We start from the raw sequence: 17,151 nt of genomic DNA on the forward strand, positions 1-17,151 counted from the left end.
AAACGAGCTTCGGCTCGTTTTTTTGTTGATACTGTTTTTAGAACCTGTGACCAAATTTCAAACCATAGATCATGGCATCATTGTCTGAGACACTTGCAAGACCTGAAATATGAGATTTTTCAGTATTCGATGGTTTTGAGAGTTTCATATAATACAGGCCAGTCGCTAGAAAATTGTTCGGGTTAAATTTATACATCATACCTAAACCTAAACCTCGATAGCCATCACTTGGGTTTAAGGTAGACACCGCATTTCCTGTCCCGTTGTCCCAAATAAATTCTGCAGCAGCGAGCCAACTCGGATTAAATTGATGTGCAATCCCCAATTTTCCTGACCATTGATCTTTTTGATATTCCACCAATTGGATATCAGCTAAATCACGGTATTGCGGATCGAGTGCTGCATATTGAAGCACGGCATTAAACTGCGGTGGTTGAATGCTAAAATCTTTCCAATTAATCCAACGAATTGTGCCATATACAACATTATGTGAGCTAACAGCTGTTTGAAATTCAAAATTGACGCTTTGTGGCGTTTGAATGGATGTATGGATGTCAGGGACTAACTGAAAAGGACCATTTGAATACAAAGTCGATTCAGATGTTTTATTGTCATGTTTGATTTTTGAACGATAGGTTAGGCTGGTTTTAAGTGCGTATTCAGGAATTTGATAACTGAAACCGAGCAGCCAGCCGATCGCTTCATCTTGTTTTAAATAAACATGATAGCCATTGAGAGCAGCATATTGTTGCCCAGAAATTTTTAAATCACCTTTAAATGTTTGTAGGCTTAAACCGCTATAAATATTCCAATTATTATTGGGTTGATAGCCTACCAGTCCAGTTAGGTTATGCGTTCTAAAGTTAATATCGGCGCTTTCAATATCGATATTTGAGCTATCTGGTAAGCGAGGACTATATTGATAATTGATATCAGTATGAAAAGGTTGCTCATAAATTACTCCCGCAGAAATATTTTCATGTGGTTGAATTTTAAGTGCAAATTTCCCAGAAAATTGTTGATGGGCGAGATTCCCTGTAGAAAAATCAGTGATGCCCAACTCACTGATTAAACCTTGGTTTTGAACTTTGCCGTCCACTTGAGCATCGACGTAAGCGAAACTGACTTCAGTATAATTTCCGGGTTCAAGAAAGGCCGAGATCGATTGATCTGAGTTTTCTATCCCTGCTGCATACATGATTTGTATGGGACAGACGATACCGACTGCCACTGCGACGAATTGATTTTTCATAAATATGGGTCGGAAGTAATAAGGTTTTAATTTTTATTGTGTTGGATGTATTTTAATCAAAATTAAAAATAAAGCCAAGAAAACTTAGATAAAATATGTGTTTACCAAAAAAAGAGGACAGTAGGTGTCCTCTTTAATTCGTCAATTGGCCTATCATTCTTCTGGGTAAGCGACTTTTTTCAACGCTTTGATGTCAGCATCTGGTGAACATAAAGAAATAAACTCATAGCCATAACCGCGTAGTAAATGTCCTTTGCGAACAGCAATCCAAGTGGTATTGACCCCAAAAATATCGGTTGGAATTTGTTTTAAACGGTAGTCACGTTCTGGGTCATATGCCACATCGTTGACAATACCAACCCCCATATTGAGTTCAACATAGGTTTTAATAACGTCTGCATCAAGTGCGGACATCACGATATCAACATCAAAGCCTGAATCTTCAAAGGCTTTATCAATTTTTGAACGACCCGTAAAACCACCGTGGTAAGTAATAATTGGATAGTTCGACAAATCTTCAATGGTGATATTTGATTTTTGGGTGAGTGGGTGCTCTTGTGGTGTGATGATACTGTGTTGCCAGTTATAGTAAGGCACACTTGCAAGGTTATCTTCGGTGGTTAACGATTCGGTTGCGATCCCGATATCCGCTTCACCTTGAAGGAGCATTTCTGTAATTTCAACAGGGCTTGCTTGTTGCAAAATTAGATGAACTTTTGGAAATTCTTTTTTAAATTGGTTCACAATCGGCGGCAAGACATAACGTGCTTGCGTATGTGTGGTCGCAATCGTCAATGTCCCTTCATCTACTTTGTTAAAGTCATCTGCCAGACGTTTAATATTGTCAGCATCCACGAGCATGCGTTCAACGATACCCAATAAAGACTGGCCTGGTTCGGTTAAACCGAGTAGACGTTTACCTTTACGAATAAACAGCTGTACACCAAGTTCATCTTCTAAATCTTTGATGTGTTTACTCACGCCAGACTGCGAGGTGTAAAGTGCAGCAGATGCTTCTGTTAAATTAAAATTCTGACGTACGGTTTCTCGAATAATTCTTAATTGTTGGAAATTCATAATTTTATTTTACCTTAAAAGCAAGTGGGGCTTGTGAAGGCCCCAACTTTTTGTTTTATGCAACTTGGTTTTCAAATAAATGCAAGTTAGTTGCACTTAACCATACCGTTTGATTTGGGCGGAATTGATGCGCTTTCGCTTCATCTGCCGTTAATGAAATTTCAATCAGATTGCCTTGACGGTCATGCAATTCAGCAATCACTTTACCTGCAATCCAAAGCTCACGTACAAAAGTCGCTTGAATGGCATTTTCTTGCGGCTGTGCATGAATACGCAGTTCATCCGGACGTGCGAAGGCAATGACATTGCCTTGCGGCGCATTGGCGTTTTGTGGCAACAAAATTCGGTCTTCACCAATTTGAATGAGGCCATTGCTATTTTGACCTTCAAAACGGTTGGCTTGACCTAAAAAGTCAAATACAAACGGTGTTGCAGGTTTTTCATAAACTTCACGTGGCGAGCCAATCTGTTCTACGTTACCTTTGTTCATCACAATGATTTGATCGGCCACTTCAAGTGCTTCTTCTTGGTCATGGGTCACGAAAATAGAGGTGATGTGGAGTTCGTCATGCAGGGTGCGTAACCAGCGGCGTAATTCCTTACGAACTTTGGCATCCAATGCACCGAAAGGTTCATCCAGTAATAACACACGCGGTTCAACCGCTAAAGCACGTGCTAGGGCAATACGTTGGCGTTGACCACCTGAAAGTTGTGCAGGGTAACGGTCAGCCAAGAAACCAAGCTGAACAAGATCAAGCAAACGAGTAACCCGTTTTTTGATTTCCGCTTCTGATGGACGTGTTGCACGTGGGCGTACGCGTAAACCAAAAGCAATGTTGTCAAATACGGTCATGTGGCGGAACAGTGCATAATGCTGGAATACAAAACCAACTTCACGTTCACGGACATGAACTTTAGTGGCATCTTCACCTTCTAGAATGACTTGACCGCCATCGGCAGATTCAAGTCCTGCAATGATACGGAGCAGGGTGGTTTTACCACAGCCTGATGGACCAAGTAACGCAACGAGCTGGCCATCAGGGAAATCTAAAGAGATATTTTTAAGTGCATGGAATGCACCAAAGTGTTTTTCAATATTTTTTACTTGAATACTCATGAGGTCATTCCTTAAGAAACTTGTGAATCTTCTTTACGCTTGTCTTGTCGTTCCTGACGTAGTTCAACCCATGTTTTTAAAATCAGGGTCACAATCGCCAAGAGCGCTAATAGTGAAGACACAGCAAAAGCAGCACTAAAGGTATATTCGTTATAAAGGATTTCTACGTGTAGCGGTAAGGTGTTGGTTTCGCCGCGAATGTGACCTGAAACCACAGAAACAGCACCAAACTCACCCATTGCACGTGCATTACATAGAATCACGCCGTAGATTAAGCCCCATTTAATATTTGGAAGTGTCACTTTCCAGAAGGTCTGCCAACCTGAAGCACCCAATACGATTGCCGCTTCTTCTTCCTCTGTCCCTTGAGCTTCCATTAACGGAATTAGCTCACGTGCCACAAAAGGAACGGTAATAAACACAGTAGCAAGGACAATGGCTGGAACGGCATATAAAATTTTGATGTCGTTATCCATTAGCCAGCCGCCTAACAAACCTTGAGTACCAAAAATCAATACCAACATTAAGCCAGCAATAACTGGAGAGACTGAAAATGGCATATCAATAATCGTGGTTAATATAGATTTACCACGGAAATTAAACTTGGCAACACACCATGCCGCAGCTACACCAAAGACCACGTTTAGCGGTACGGCAATCACAGCTGTTAATAATGTCAATTTCACCGCAGATAAGGTGTCTGGATGAACCAGTGCTTGGAAGTAAACGCCAACACCTTGCTTAAAGGCTTCAACGAAAACCAAAACCAATGGCAGAATCAGGCAGCTTAAGAAGAAAATTAAAGCAATGATGATCAGGGTATAACGAACCCATGTCGGTTCACGCGTTGCATCACGCGACTGTAATTTTTCCGCAAGCGCATTACTGTTCGTATTCATCGTGCAGTTCTCCCTGTACGGCGACTTGCCCATGCTTGAACCAAGTTAATTAAGAATAAAATGGCAAAAGAAATCACCAGCATCACGACTGCAATCGTGGTCGCGCCTGCATAATCATATTCTTCAAGGCGAGAGATGATCATCAATGGCGCAATTTCAGTTTTGAAGGGTTGGTTACCTGCGATAAAAATCACCGATCCATATTCACCCACACCGCGTGCAAAGGCCAAAGCAAAACCTGTTAACAGCGCAGGAAATAGAATAGGTAAGATCACTTTGGTCACGATCTGAAAGCGATTTGCGCCCAGTGCCGAAGCTGCTTCTTCAAGTTCAGTTTCTAGGTCGCTCAGTACAGGCTGTACAGTACGAACCACAAAAGGAATACCAATAAAGATGAGGGCTAAGGTAATACCGATCGGGGTATATGCGACTTTAATGCCAATAGGTTCAAGGTACTGACCGATCCAACCAGTCGGTGCATATAACGAAGTTAATGCAATACCAGCAACGGCAGTTGGCAATGCAAAAGGTAAATCAACCAATGCATCGACAATACGTTTACCCGGGAAGGTATAACGAACCAAACACCATGCTAAGAGTAAACCAAAAACCACATTAACTAACGCAGCAATAATGGCGGCACTAAAACTCAGATGTAACGATTTTAAAATACGTTCTGAGCTTAAAATCTCCCATAGTCCATCCCAACCGATACCTAAAGATTTAATAAATACGGCCGAAAGGGGGATGAGCACAATTAAGGATAAATACGCTAGGGTAAAGCCTAGAGAAAGACCAAATCCTGGCAGCACTCGGGATCGCTGCGACATGATGACTCCTCAAAATGAGAAAAGCTGACTTAAAAGGTCAGCAAAATTGAATAAATGATTTTGCGACAAGCTTAAAGCTCAGTACTTAAAAAGCAAATTGAAATAAATACTTGTTTTCATCAGTAAAGCTGATATGTTTCATGTGGTTTTCTGAAATTAAGTAATTGAAAATTTCAGGAAACGGTCCAAAACCTGATGCAACATTAATGTGTCCTACAGCGCCCATATTTACAGGGTAGAGCTTCCAAGCATCTGCAAGTTGTTTTGCATCTTCAAAGCCAAGCCAAGGATCATTTTCACTAATCAACATCGTTGTCGGCACACGAATACTCAGCTGATGAAAAAATGCTTTGTAATCCGTTGTACTGTCGCGTGCAAAGCCGTTTTCACCAAAGCGTGCTGGATTGGCTGGTGCGACCAAAACTAAATTTTTGATTTTTTTATTGAGTTCTGGATGCAATGCCAATGCTGCCACCGTGGTTAAACAACCAAAGCTATGCGCCACAATTTGAATTTCACCCTGTAAAGGTCGTACGGTTTGAACGAATTGTTTAATCCAGTCCTTGAGTACAGGATGATTCCAATCTTTTTGCTGAACACGAGAGCTAGACATGAGCTGACGTTGTAACCAAGATTGCCAATGTGCGTGTTCACTACCGCCTACACCCGGGACAATTACTGTATGTGTCATGTCAAGTTCTCCTGATTCAGTCAATGACTGGTCTTATTTTCCGTTGTTGGCTTTAACGATTTGGTCAAACACGCCGCCATTTTCAAAGTGTGCTTTTTGGACTTTATCCCAACCACCAAATTCTTTATCAATGGTCACGAGTTTAAGTGGCTTAAAGACTGATGTGTATTGTGCAAGCGTTGTAGCGTTGCGTGGACGGTAAAAATTCTGAGCTGCGATTTGCTGACCACGTGGTGAATAAAGGAAGTTTAAATAACCTTTGGCTAAATAAAGATTGCCTTTTTTCTCCGCATTTTTTTCAAGAACACCAACAGGTGGCTCAGCTAAAATTGAAAGTGAAGGGGTTACAATTTCAAACTTACCCGGTTGTTCACGAATCGCTAAATGTGCTTCATTTTCCCAAGCTAGTAATACATCACCAATACCACGTTCAGCAAAGGTCGTAGTCGAACCACGTGCGCCTGAATCGAGTACTTTGGTGTTTTTATAAATCTTACGGACGAATTCTTGAGCCGTTGTATCATTACCACCCGCTTGATGTTTTGCCCAAGCCCACGCAGCTAAATAGTTCCAACGTGCACCGCCTGAGGTTTTCGGGTTTGGGGTGATAATACCCACGCCTGGTTTAACCAGATCGCCCCAATCTTTAACTGCTTTTGGGTTGCCTTTACGGACTAAGAACACAATGGTTGAAGTATATGGTGTTGAGTTTTGTGGAAGTTTCTTTTGCCAATCTGCAGGTAAAAGTTTGGCTTTTTCTGCAATCACATCAATATCCGCTGCAAGTGCTAAAGTCACTACATCGGCATCTAAGCCATCAATGACTGCACGCGCTTGTTTGCCTGAACCACCATGAGATTGTTTAAAATTAATTTTTTGACCTGTACGGCTTTCCCAATATTTGCTGAAGTCTTTATTCACACTTTCATAGAGTTCACGCGTTGGGTCGTAAGATACGTTTAAAAAATCTTTCGCAGCTGCGCCAAAAGAAACCGTCGAAATGACTGCAGCAAGAACACCCAATTTTAACTTTGCGGAAATACTCATGTGAACCTCAATAATTTTTACTTTATCTGTAACATGGGTGAAGAATAGCGCCAATCTTTATGCATAAAAAATAATTAAAAACGAATTTTATATGAATAAAAAAGATAAAAGGCATGTCTATGAAAAAAAAGCATCGACCTTATTCGAAAGGAAGATGCTTTTCAGTATTTAAAGCATTATTTTGAATTATTGATCTTCACGATTTGATCAAAGACACCACCATTTTCAAAATGTTTTTTCTGCACTTTGCTCCAACCACCAAACTCTTTATCAATCGTGACGAGTTTTAAAGGTTTAAAAACATTTTTATATTTTGCTAAAACTGCCGCATTACGTGGACGATAATAGTTCTGTGCGGCAATAGTTTGACCTGCAGGTGAGTACAGATAATTTAAATACGCTTTGGCTAAATTTTCATTGCCATCTTTCTTAGCATTTTTTTCTACAATCGCAACAGGTGGCTCGGCCAAGATAGAAAGTGAAGGGGTCACGATCTCAAACTTACCCGGCTGTTCACGAACTGCCAAATGTGCTTCATTTTCCCAAGCCAATAGCACGTCACCAATACCACGTTCTGCGAATGTAGTTGTTGCACCACGTGCGCCTGAGTCGAGGACTTTGGTTTGCTTATAGATTTGGCGGACAAATTCTTGGGCTTTTGTATCATTGCCACCTGCTTGATGTTTGGCCCAAGCCCACGCTGCTAGATAGTTCCAACGCGCTCCCCCCGATGTTTTTGGGTTCGGGGTAATAATGTCGACACCCGGTTTAATTAAATCGCCCCAGTCCTTAATGCCTTTCGGGTTACCTTTATGCACTAGGAACACAATGGTCGATGTATATGGCGTTGAGTTTTGTGGGAATTTCTTTTGCCAGTCTTTTGCAACTAAACCACGTGCAGCTATTTCATCAATATCTGCAGCCAAAGCCAACGTAACAACATCGGCATCTAGACCATCAATAACAGCACGAGCCTGTTTACCTGATCCACCATGAGATTGTTTAAAGTTAATGTCTTGGCCTGTGGTTTTTTTCCAGTAAACACTAAAGTCTTTATTGAAGTTGTCATACAATTCACGGGTTGGATCATATGACACATTTAAGAAATCTTTGGCAGATGCACTAAATGCTGTGGCAGAAATGAATGCAGCCAAAACCCCAAGTTTTAATTTCGATAGATTCATGTTGTCCTCAATTTTTATACATGTTTTGTTGGATGAGGCAAGAATATCTGTAGTTTTTATGCAGAAAAAAATAATTAAAAAAGAATTTAATATGAACAAAAAAGAAATATATGCTGAACGATTATTTTTTAAAATAAAGTGATGTAATTGGGATGACGACGTATGCAGTGTTTTAAAAATGCGCAGCAAATAGAACAAGTTAATTTACTGGATCGCGCCTTTCACTATGGCGATGGTTGTTTTAGCACGGCACGTATTCGCCAAGGACAAATAGAACTTTTAGCTTTGCATATTGCACGATTAAAACTGAGTAATGAACGTTTAAAGCTAAATGCAGATTTAAGCCTTATTGAATACACTCTAAAATTGTTACGTAAACAAGATGTCGTCAATGGCACTTTAAAAATTGTGTTGAGTCGTGGTATTGGTCAGCGTGGCTATAGTTTACCTGAGCACCCAGCAGATGTTTGGGTGTTTTATTACCCCAAAACCGTTGCAGATTTTGAGTACGAAACTGTCGAAAGTGGTGTATTACATCAAGCTATTGGGTTAACCATGCCAAGTTTGGTGGGCTTAAAGTCCTTAAATCGATTAGAACAAGTCATGCTCAAAGCAGAGTTGGATCAAACCCCATGGGGCGAAGCTTTGGTGACGGATGTGCAAGGTACAGTTGTCGAAGGTGTGAGCAGTAATTGTTTTATTCGTACAAATGAAGGATGGATTACGCCCGAACTTCGTTATAATGGCGTGCATGGTGTCATGCGTGCAGAAATTTTAAAACGGATGCAGCAGCATCAGATTGCATGTACTCAACGTCACGTCAATATGGATGAAATTACGCATTTTCAGAGTGTTTTTTTCTGCAATGCTTTAAGTCCCATGAAAATTGCATCAACTCTGAATGGAGTTGAGTTAGATGTTCAAGCTTGTATTGAACTTTTCCGAACACTTCAATTAAGTCAGATTCGTTAATATGTCCACCGCGTCTAAAAAAACAAATAAGAAAAAATCTGCCAAAGCAGGTTTTCCATTTAAAGCATGTTTGGTTGTGCTACTTGGTATCGTTGTACTTGTGGCGATTTTACTGTGGTCGAGTTTATTTAAAGCCTATCCTGTGGAAGGCAAAAAGCAAATGTTGGCGATTGGTGCAGGGGATACCTATTCAGGTTTTATTGACCGACTTTCCAAAGAGAAACAAGTTCATTTTCCTATTATTTTAAAGTTGTACCAAAAGTTCATGATCAATGACACCCTGAAAGCGGGTGTATATGAAATTCATGAAGGCATGAGCGTACGTGAAGTCATGAAACTGATTTCTAACTCTGAAAATGCGCAAATGAATCGAATTTTAGTGATCGAAGGGACGACATTTAAGCAACTGATAGATGCTTTAAAAAATGACCCTTTGGTGACGCATGACATCAGTCATTTACCGTATGCAGAAATCTTAAAAGAGCTCGGCATTCCGTATTCACACCCTGAAGGATTATTTGCACCGAATACGTATTTCTTTGCAAAAGGCGAGTCTGATCGAAAAATTTTGAAGGATTTGTATAACCGACAAATCAAAGCCTTAGATCAGGCTTGGACTAATCGAGCTCAAAATTTACCGTACAAAGATAAATATGAAACCTTAATTATGGCGTCGATTATTGAAAAAGAAACCAGTATTGATAGTGAGCTTGAACAAGTGTCTGGTGTATTTGTGCGTCGTTTACAACAAGGCATGCGTTTACAAACGGACCCTACGGTTATTTATGGCATGGGCGATAAATACCAAGGTAATATCACTCGCCAAGATTTACGTACACCTACAGCATATAATACGTATACGATCAACGGCTTACCGCCTACACCGATTGCTTTGCCAAGTCAAAAAGCTATTGAAGCTGCGATGCATCCAGATGCGTCAAATAACATCTATTTCGTGGCAACAGGTAACGGTGGTCATAAATTTAGCAGTAATTTGTCAGACCATAACCGCGCAGTACAAGAATATTTATCTGTAATTCGTGCGAAAAACTAAGGAGTGAGCATGTTTATTAGCTTTGAAGGCACGGAAGGTGTGGGTAAAACTACACTCATTCGTAAATTACATGATCATTTCCAAAATTTGGGTAAAAATGTCGTACTTACACGTGAGCCGGGTGGTACACCTATGGCTGAACAAATTCGTGCATTACTTTTGGCCGTCAATCATGATGAAGCAATGAGTGATGATACAGAGTTGTTACTTATGTATGCTGCACGCGCACAGCATTTGGCGCGCGTGATTTTACCTGCATTGGCAGAAGGTAAAATCGTTTTATGTGATCGTTTTGCCGATTCGAGTTTTGCTTATCAATGTGCAGGACGTGGTTTAGATCGTGACAAGCTCAATGTCTTAAATGCAAGTTTTGTTGCGCGTATACCTGATATTACTTTTTGGCTTGATGCACCGATTGAAACAGGAATGTTAAGAGCAAGAGAGCGTGGTGCTTTAGACCGTTTTGAACAAGAGAAAGCAACTTTCTTTGAGAAAGTAAGATCAGGTTTTGCTGAGATTCATCAAACGCACCCTGAACGAATGAAACGCCTTGACGCAACCCAAACACCTGAGCATGTTTTCCAACAGGCATTATCGCATCTACAGCAGATCTAAAATGCCATAGTATTTGTTAGGCAATTGATTTAAAAATCATCCATAGCAAAAGTTATGGATGATTTTTTATGCATGCTACAAAACAGGAGATTATCAATTTCCTTAAGACTGAATTTGCGCCAAGCTTAAAGCATTGCACTATCGTTGAAGTTGGTGAAAAGGCTGCCACTTTAATTTGGCATGTGACTGAAAAAGATTTGCGGCCTGGCAATACTGTTTCAGGCCCGACTATGATGACTTTGGCGGACTTTGCGCTATATGTGGCTATATTGGGGGAGATCGGGATTGTAGGACTGGCGGTCACGACCAATATGAATATTAATTTTTTAAGAAAACCCGAAGCCAATCAAGATTTAATAGGCGAGTGTCGATTGCTGAAAGTGGGCAAAAGTATAATTTATGGTGAGGTGTTGGTGTATTCAGCAGGTGTGGATGAGCCTGTTGCACATATAACAGGGAGTTATTCTATTCCACCAAAACGAATATAAAGGCTCAATTGCATTTGCTGATTCAAATAAAAAGCCGAATTTATATTCGGCTTTTTATGGTTTTTAGACATTTTAGATGTTTAAGAAACCAGTTCTGTATTCACCAATGGACATTCCACTTGGAAATTGGGTGGAGTTAGGACTGTTTTTCGTAATTCTGCTGCTTGTTCAGGATAGTCTAAAGTGAAATGCAGACCACGAGATTCTTTACGTTCCATTGCACAGCGCACAATCATTTCTGATACCAGTACCAAGTTACGTAGTTCAATCAGATTTTTACTGACTTGGTAGTCTTGGTAATACTCGGTAATTTCACGATTAAGCATTTCAATACGATGGAGCGCTCGTTGAAGCCGCTTGGTCGTTCTGACAATGCCCACGTAGTTCCACATGGTTTGGCGAAGCTCGTCCCAATTTTGCAAAATCACTACATCTTCATCAGGGTTAGTCACTTGCGAGTCATCCCATTCTGGGACATGAGGCGCCTGATAAGTCCCTTGATGTTGTGCTGTGATATGTGTTGAAGCACTCATACCATAGACGAAACATTCAAGTAAGGAGTTACTGGCCATACGGTTTGCACCATGTAGGCCGGTATAAGAGGTTTCTCCAATGGCATATAGGCCTGGAATATCGGTCTGACTGTTTTCATCAACCACAACGCCACCACAGGTGTAGTGTGCTGCCGGAACCACCGGAATCATTTCTTTGGTAATATCAATACCGAGTTCCATTAAGCGTTCATACAATGTTGGGAAATGTTCTTTGACAAATTCTGCAGGTTTATGGGTGATATCAAGCCAAACATGACGGATTCCTAGACGTTTGATTTCATAATCAATAGCGCGCGCTACGATATCGCGTGGTGCTAATTCGGCACGCTCATCAAAGCGCAGCATAAAGCGTTCACCATCTGGAAGACGTAAATAGGCACCTTCGCCACGCATCGCTTCGGTAATTAAGAAAGAGCGAGCTTGAGGATGATATAAACAGGTTGGATGGAATTGGTTAAACTCCATATTGGCAACACGGCAGCCTGCACGATACGCCATGGCAATACCATCACCCGTCGCAATGTCGGGATTTGATGTATATAAATATGCCTTCATGGCACCACCACAGGCAAGGGCAGTGAACGGTGCTAAAAAGGTATGTACTTTTTCGGTTTTTTCATCTAAAGCATATAGACCGAGAGCACGGTTTTCAGCTTCAGGATTTAATTTTTGTGCGGTGATTAAATCGATTGCAATAAAATTTTCAAAAATATGAATATTGGCTTTTTCTTGCGCACGTTCAACCAATGTTGTGGAAATAGCACGACCTGTGGCATCTGCTGCATGGATAATCCGCCGGTGAGAGTGACCACCTTCACGTGTCAGATGTAACTGTTCTTGGTCGTCTAAAGTAAATTGCACACCCTGATTCAGTAGAAAATCGACAGAAGATTTACCACCTTCAACGGTTTGTTTTACCGCTGCCATTTCACATAAATGCGCACCGGCAATCATGGTGTCATTGATATGTTGTTCAATAGAATCTGTTTTATCGAGGACGGCAGCAACACCACCTTGGGCATAATATGTACTGGCATCCGTCAGCGTCGATTTAGCTAAAACAGCAATATTAAAATGATCTGGTAACGATAGGGCTAAACTTAGGCCTGCACCGCCACTTCCCACAATAATCACATCAAATTGATGTGTCGTGTTTAAATTAGACATGTCCATCAGCTAATTTTAAAAATGTCCGATCATCACAACTGTTTTTGCCTAAAAACGCAATGACTATAAATTAACTAAATAATGAAAAATATTCATAGATCTGTAATATTTAAGGAATGTTTAAGATTGTTTATCATAAATAATCATCAAACATTTTATTACGAAGCTTAGACTTGCATTGTGATAAAAACTAACGTATTTCAAATGATAAGCACAATTGAGTGAATGCTAACAATGAATAAATCGTATTTACAAAAGGGACTCTATGCAGCTGTGTTTACGGTTGCTAGCGTGCAGACTCAGGCAGCGGGTCCTGTTGATTTTTCCAATTTGGTTGAACAAGTCAGCCCAGCTGTCGTAAGCGTGAATGTGGTTAAAAAGCTTAGTCAAGAAGAGCTTTTGCAGCAACAAGTCCCAGAAATATTACGACGCTTTTTCGGTAATCAGGTGGTTATTCCGCAGCAAAAAATGCCGCAAGAAAAGACCGGTTATGGAAGCGCATTCTTTATTAGTAAAGATGGTTATCTGTTAACCAATCACCATGTGGTAGAAGATGCCTCGAAAGTCACCATCGTGCTGAATGACCGCCGTGAAATTGATGCCACAGTTGTGGGTAGTGATGAGCGGACTGACGTGGCTTTGTTAAAGGTCAAAGGTTCAAATTTTCCTGAGCTACGCACAGGCAATGTTGACCGTTTACGTGTAGGTGAGCCAGTGTTGGCCATTGGTTCACCATTTGGCTTTGACTATTCAGCTTCGGCAGGAATCGTTAGTGCTAAAATGCGTAATATGATGGGAGAAACCTCGGTTCCATTCATTCAAACCGACGTGGCATTGAACCCGGGTAATTCTGGTGGTCCATTATTTAATCAGTCTGGTGAAGTAGTCGGGGTAAATTCTCGTATCTTTAGTGGTACAGGCGGTTATATGGGGTTATCGTTCTCGATTCCCATTGATGTTGCAATGGATGTTGCAGACCAATTAAAGAAAAACGGCAAGGTAACACGTGCTTATTTAGGCGTCATGCTACAAGATATCGATCGTAATCTTGCAGAGTCTTATAACCTTTCAAAACCAGAAGGCTCTTTGATTACTCAAGTTGCACCAAATTCACCTGCTGCAAAAGCTGGCTTTAAAGTGGGTGATGTCATTTTGAAATTTAATGGCACACCAATTTCACGTACAGGCGAACTGCTGAATTATCTCAATCGTACAGGTCCTAATCAAAGTATTCAGCTTGAAGTATTACGTGATGATAAACGCCAAAACATTTCAGCAACCTTGATCACTGCACCAGATGATACGCCTGCAAAAGCTGAAATTGCACCTGTGAAAAAAGGCCCGGTGATTGGGGTGTCAATTCGTAATTTAACTGCAGATGAATTAAAACAACTGAGTCTAAAAGGCGGTGTCTTAATTCAAGATGTACGTGCAGGAGGTATAGCTTCACAGGCGCGAATTCAGCCGGGTGACGTTGTGACTCAAGTTAATAATAAAGCTGTGAATAATGCAGAAGATTTTGTGAAAGTTATTTCAGAATTGAAAAATGGCAGCATTGCACGTGTTTCTTTGATTCGTCAGGGGCAACGTGCGATTGTGGGCATGCGCATTCAATAATGATTTACTAAATGAAAACCACTCCAAGCGAGTGGTTTTTTAACTTTAGCGTTTTTGCAATTCACCCTTAGATAAAAATGGGTAGACTGTGGAGCATATTTTAAAATTTGCAGGACGCTATGAGCGATATCTTTGATTTAAAAATTACAGTTCAAGCTGAACATATCGACACATTAAATCATGTGAATAACGTGGTGTACGTCAGTTGGATGCAAGATGTCGCGACAGCACATATTGAAGCCTTGGGTTTAGGTTTAAAAGAATATATTGAATTGAAGCATGCCATGGTTGCTGTTGAGCATCATGTGCAATATCGCAAAGCAGCAGTTGAAGGTGAAGAGATTATTCTGCGAACGTGGCTCAATGATATCAATGCGTTGTATTCATTTCGTCAGTATGTATTTTATCGACCTAAAGACAAAGCGATATTATTTACAGGCAATACGCAGTGGGCATGCATTGAAATTGCCACAGGTCGTCCAAAACGCATGTCGCCAACCTTTACCCAAGCGTATCAACCTATTGCGGATAGCCTAAATCCGCTGGATTTTAGTGCTTATGATCTTTGAGTTTGATTTTATCGCAAAATTTCAAACCAAGACTAGCCAAGTTCTCCATGTAGGATGAATGACTTGCATAAAAGCAATGCATTATTTTCGATACTTTGAAAAATCCATCTGCTATAATCCTCGGCAATTTCTATTCGGCTTTTGCTATGCATAAAGAATTGCATGTATAGCGCTTTTATTTTTCCAAGGTAGCCCATGGCGCAAGCTAAAAAATCTGTTGATATAAAAAACATTCGTAACTTCTCGATCATTGCGCATATCGACCATGGTAAGTCGACCCTTGCCGACCGATTTATTCAAACTTGTGGTGGTTTGCAAGATCGTGAAATGCAGGCGCAGGTTCTAGATTCTATGGAATTGGAACGTGAGCGTGGTATTACGATTAAAGCTGCGTCAGTGACTTTGTATTACACCCATCCTAATGGTGAAGAATACCAACTCAACTTCATTGACACACCGGGGCACGTTGACTTTTCTTATGAAGTTTCACGTTCATTGGCTGCGTGTGAAGGTGCACTATTGGTTGTCGATGCTGCACAAGGGGTAGAAGCACAATCTGTAGCGAATTGCTATACCGCAATTGAACAAGGTTTAGAAGTCCTACCTGTTTTAAATAAAATTGATTTGCCGCAAGCAGAGCCAGAGCGTGTTATTCAAGAAATTGAAGACATTATTGGTATCGAAGCGACTGAAGCACCTACATGTTCAGCTAAAACCGGTCTAGGCATTGAAGGGGTGCTTGAAACACTGGTAAATGTTATTCCTGCACCCGAAGGCGATCGTAATGCACCATTACAAGCCTTAATTGTTGACTCTTGGTTCGACAACTATTTGGGCGTGGTTTCTTTAGTTCGTATTAAAGAAGGTCGTGTGCGTAAAGGCGATAAAATGTTGATGAAATCAACAGGTCAAACGCACATCATTACTTCAGTAGGTATTTTTAATCCGAAACACACAGAAACGGACATGCTCGAAGCAGGTGAAGTTGGTTTCGTGATCGCGGGTATTAAAGATATTTTTGGTGCTCCAGTTGGTGATACGATTACCTTGGCAACTACACCAGAAGTTGAAAGCTTACCGGGTTTCAAAAAAGTGAAACCACAGGTCTATGCAGGTTTATTCCCAATCGATTCAAGTGAATTTGAACCGTTCCGTGAGGCGCTGCACAAACTGCAAATTAATGACTCAGCGTTGTTCTTTGAACCTGAAAGTTCAGATGCACTTGGTTTTGGCTTCCGTTGTGGCTTCTTGGGTATGCTGCACATGGAAATTGTACAAGAACGTTTAGAACGTGAGTATGATCTGGACCTGATTTCTTCAGCACCAACCGTAATTTATGAAGCGGTGATGAAAAATGGTCAAACCATTTATATCGATAGTCCTTCTAAAATGCCGGATGGTTCAACAGTTGAAGACTTACGTGAGCCAATTGCTGAATGTCACATTTTAGTACCGCAAGAATACTTGGGTAATGTGATGACTTTATGTGTTGAACGTCGCGGCGTTCAAAAGAATATGAAGTTCATGGCGAACCAAGTGGCCATTACGTTTGAAATTCCAATGGCTGAAGTGGTAATGGATTTCTTTGATAAGTTGAAATCATGTTCACGTGGCTTTGCATCGCTTGACTATAGCTTTGTCCGTTTTGAGAGTTCATCTTTGGTTAAGGTAGATGTGCTAATTAATGGTGAGAAGGTTGATGCCTTGGCCATGATTTGTCACCGCCAAGATGCTCGTCATCGTGGTATTGCTCTAGTTGAAAAAATGAAAGATTTGATTCCACGTCAAATGTTTGATGTGGCTATTCAAGCAGCAATTGGTGCGCAAATCATTGCACGTTCAACTGTAAAAGCGATGCGTAAAAACGTATTGGCAAAATGTTATGGTGGTGACGTGTCACGTAAGAAGAAACTTCTTGCGAAACAAAAAGAAGGTAAGAAACGTATGAAGCAAGTGGGTAGTGTTGAAATCCCACAAGAAGCGTTCCTTGCGGTATTGAAAGTAGAAAGATAATAAAT

Annotated in this window: 16 protein-coding genes; 7 read left to right on the forward strand and 9 right to left on the reverse strand. The window is 40.8% G+C overall.

Annotated features, from left to right (window positions below; translation table 11 throughout):
• Positions 1 to 37 precede the first annotated feature (37 nt).
• The 8 genes from FTU77_RS04730 to FTU77_RS04765 form a co-directional block, all read right to left on the reverse strand.
• Complete coding sequence (locus FTU77_RS04730; RefSeq protein WP_257223575.1) at positions 38 to 1,252, reverse strand: OmpP1/FadL family transporter; 1,215 nt, start codon at positions 1,250 to 1,252, stop codon at positions 38 to 40.
• 153 nt (positions 1,253 to 1,405) lie between these two features.
• Positions 1,406 to 2,329, reverse strand: a complete 924-nt coding sequence (locus tag FTU77_RS04735) for a CysB family HTH-type transcriptional regulator (protein WP_180009951.1) — start codon at positions 2,327 to 2,329, stop codon at positions 1,406 to 1,408.
• A 55-nt stretch (positions 2,330 to 2,384) separates the two neighbouring features.
• Positions 2,385 to 3,446 carry a sulfate/molybdate ABC transporter ATP-binding protein gene (locus FTU77_RS04740; RefSeq protein WP_078190344.1) on the reverse strand — a complete coding sequence of 354 codons (1,062 nt, stop codon included), beginning with the start codon at positions 3,444 to 3,446 and terminating at the stop codon, positions 2,385 to 2,387.
• Between the two features lie 11 nt (positions 3,447 to 3,457).
• Positions 3,458 to 4,345, reverse strand: coding sequence for a sulfate ABC transporter permease subunit CysW (gene cysW, locus FTU77_RS04745; protein WP_180054959.1), 888 nt, complete (start codon positions 4,343 to 4,345; stop codon positions 3,458 to 3,460).
• A complete protein-coding gene (gene cysT, locus FTU77_RS04750) occupies positions 4,342 to 5,175 on the reverse strand; it encodes a sulfate ABC transporter permease subunit CysT (RefSeq protein ID WP_180054960.1) in 834 nt (277 codons plus the stop codon). Before cysT ends, cysW begins: the two co-directional genes overlap by 4 nt.
• Before the next feature lie 85 nt (positions 5,176 to 5,260).
• A complete protein-coding gene (locus FTU77_RS04755) occupies positions 5,261 to 5,866 on the reverse strand; it encodes an alpha/beta hydrolase (RefSeq protein WP_078190341.1) in 606 nt (201 codons plus the stop codon).
• A gap of 33 nt (positions 5,867 to 5,899) precedes the next feature.
• Positions 5,900 to 6,913 (reverse strand): sulfate ABC transporter substrate-binding protein, encoded by a 1,014-nt coding sequence (locus FTU77_RS04760; protein ID WP_180054962.1) that lies wholly within the window; start codon positions 6,911 to 6,913, stop codon positions 5,900 to 5,902.
• A gap of 176 nt (positions 6,914 to 7,089) precedes the next feature.
• On the reverse strand, positions 7,090 to 8,097 hold the full coding sequence (locus tag FTU77_RS04765; RefSeq protein ID WP_180054964.1) for a sulfate ABC transporter substrate-binding protein: 1,008 nt from the start codon (positions 8,095 to 8,097) through the stop codon (positions 7,090 to 7,092).
• A 162-nt stretch (positions 8,098 to 8,259) separates the two neighbouring features.
• Here FTU77_RS04765 and pabC point away from each other — a divergent pair, with 162 nt between their 5' ends.
• From pabC to FTU77_RS04785, 4 genes are all read left to right on the forward strand, one after another.
• Positions 8,260 to 9,069: an aminodeoxychorismate lyase gene (gene pabC / locus FTU77_RS04770; protein WP_180054966.1), complete on the forward strand. Its 810-nt coding sequence runs from the start codon at positions 8,260 to 8,262 to the stop codon at positions 9,067 to 9,069.
• A 1-nt stretch (position 9,070) separates the two neighbouring features.
• Complete coding sequence (gene mltG / locus FTU77_RS04775; RefSeq protein ID WP_180054968.1) at positions 9,071 to 10,123, forward strand: endolytic transglycosylase MltG; 1,053 nt, start codon at positions 9,071 to 9,073, stop codon at positions 10,121 to 10,123.
• 9 nt (positions 10,124 to 10,132) lie between these two features.
• On the forward strand, positions 10,133 to 10,738 hold the full coding sequence (tmk, locus tag FTU77_RS04780; protein ID WP_180040130.1) for a dTMP kinase: 606 nt from the start codon (positions 10,133 to 10,135) through the stop codon (positions 10,736 to 10,738).
• Positions 10,739 to 10,806: 68 nt separating this feature from the next.
• Positions 10,807 to 11,226 carry a PaaI family thioesterase gene (locus tag FTU77_RS04785; RefSeq protein ID WP_180003387.1) on the forward strand — a complete coding sequence of 140 codons (420 nt, stop codon included), beginning with the start codon at positions 10,807 to 10,809 and terminating at the stop codon, positions 11,224 to 11,226.
• Positions 11,227 to 11,306: 80 nt separating this feature from the next.
• On the opposite strand, the gene nadB is transcribed toward FTU77_RS04785, so the two are convergent.
• On the reverse strand, positions 11,307 to 12,953 hold the full coding sequence (gene nadB, locus FTU77_RS04790; RefSeq protein WP_180054970.1) for an L-aspartate oxidase: 1,647 nt from the start codon (positions 12,951 to 12,953) through the stop codon (positions 11,307 to 11,309).
• Positions 12,954 to 13,181: 228 nt separating this feature from the next.
• Between nadB and FTU77_RS04795 the strand changes: the two genes are divergently transcribed.
• The 3 genes from FTU77_RS04795 (at position 13,182) to lepA (ending at position 17,146) form a co-directional block, all read left to right on the forward strand.
• Positions 13,182 to 14,564, forward strand: coding sequence for a Do family serine endopeptidase (locus FTU77_RS04795; RefSeq protein ID WP_180054972.1), 1,383 nt, complete (start codon positions 13,182 to 13,184; stop codon positions 14,562 to 14,564).
• Positions 14,565 to 14,683: 119 nt separating this feature from the next.
• The gene (locus tag FTU77_RS04800) at positions 14,684 to 15,133 is read left to right on the forward strand and encodes a thioesterase family protein (RefSeq protein WP_078190331.1); all 450 of its coding nucleotides are present in this window, start codon (positions 14,684 to 14,686) and stop codon (positions 15,131 to 15,133) included.
• A 195-nt stretch (positions 15,134 to 15,328) separates the two neighbouring features.
• Positions 15,329 to 17,146, forward strand: a complete 1,818-nt coding sequence (gene lepA, locus FTU77_RS04805; protein ID WP_168378033.1) for a translation elongation factor 4 — start codon at positions 15,329 to 15,331, stop codon at positions 17,144 to 17,146.
• The last annotated feature ends 5 nt before the right edge of the window (positions 17,147 to 17,151 follow it).

Origin of the sequence: Acinetobacter sp. YH12142 (assembly GCF_013418435.1) — a bacterium.
Lineage (GTDB): Bacteria > Pseudomonadota > Gammaproteobacteria > Pseudomonadales > Moraxellaceae > Acinetobacter > Acinetobacter amyesii.

Excerpts from the sequence above, each read along its gene's own strand:
- FTU77_RS04760 (WP_180054962.1), bottom strand. The coding sequence starts at position 6,913 with ATGAGTATTTCCGCAAAGTTAAAATTGGGTGTTCTTGCTGCAGTCATT.
- FTU77_RS04785 (WP_180003387.1), top strand. The coding sequence starts at position 10,807 with ATGCATGCTACAAAACAGGAGATTATCAATTTCCTTAAGACTGAATTT.
- FTU77_RS04755 (WP_078190341.1), bottom strand. The coding sequence starts at position 5,866 with ATGACACATACAGTAATTGTCCCGGGTGTAGGCGGTAGTGAACACGCA.
- FTU77_RS04795 (WP_180054972.1), top strand. The coding sequence starts at position 13,182 with ATGAATAAATCGTATTTACAAAAGGGACTCTATGCAGCTGTGTTTACG.
- FTU77_RS04740 (WP_078190344.1), bottom strand. The coding sequence starts at position 3,446 with ATGAGTATTCAAGTAAAAAATATTGAAAAACACTTTGGTGCATTCCAT.
- pabC (WP_180054966.1), top strand. The coding sequence starts at position 8,260 with ATGCAGTGTTTTAAAAATGCGCAGCAAATAGAACAAGTTAATTTACTG.
- cysW (WP_180054959.1), bottom strand. The coding sequence starts at position 4,345 with ATGAATACGAACAGTAATGCGCTTGCGGAAAAATTACAGTCGCGTGAT.
- lepA (WP_168378033.1), top strand. The coding sequence starts at position 15,329 with ATGGCGCAAGCTAAAAAATCTGTTGATATAAAAAACATTCGTAACTTC.
- mltG (WP_180054968.1), top strand. The coding sequence starts at position 9,071 with ATGTCCACCGCGTCTAAAAAAACAAATAAGAAAAAATCTGCCAAAGCA.
- FTU77_RS04735 (WP_180009951.1), bottom strand. The coding sequence starts at position 2,329 with ATGAATTTCCAACAATTAAGAATTATTCGAGAAACCGTACGTCAGAAT.
- FTU77_RS04730 (WP_257223575.1), bottom strand. The coding sequence starts at position 1,252 with ATGAAAAATCAATTCGTCGCAGTGGCAGTCGGTATCGTCTGTCCCATA.
- FTU77_RS04765 (WP_180054964.1), bottom strand. The coding sequence starts at position 8,097 with ATGAATCTATCGAAATTAAAACTTGGGGTTTTGGCTGCATTCATTTCT.
- tmk (WP_180040130.1), top strand. The coding sequence starts at position 10,133 with ATGTTTATTAGCTTTGAAGGCACGGAAGGTGTGGGTAAAACTACACTC.
- cysT (WP_180054960.1), bottom strand. The coding sequence starts at position 5,175 with ATGTCGCAGCGATCCCGAGTGCTGCCAGGATTTGGTCTTTCTCTAGGC.
- FTU77_RS04800 (WP_078190331.1), top strand. The coding sequence starts at position 14,684 with ATGAGCGATATCTTTGATTTAAAAATTACAGTTCAAGCTGAACATATC.
- nadB (WP_180054970.1), bottom strand. The coding sequence starts at position 12,953 with ATGGACATGTCTAATTTAAACACGACACATCAATTTGATGTGATTATT.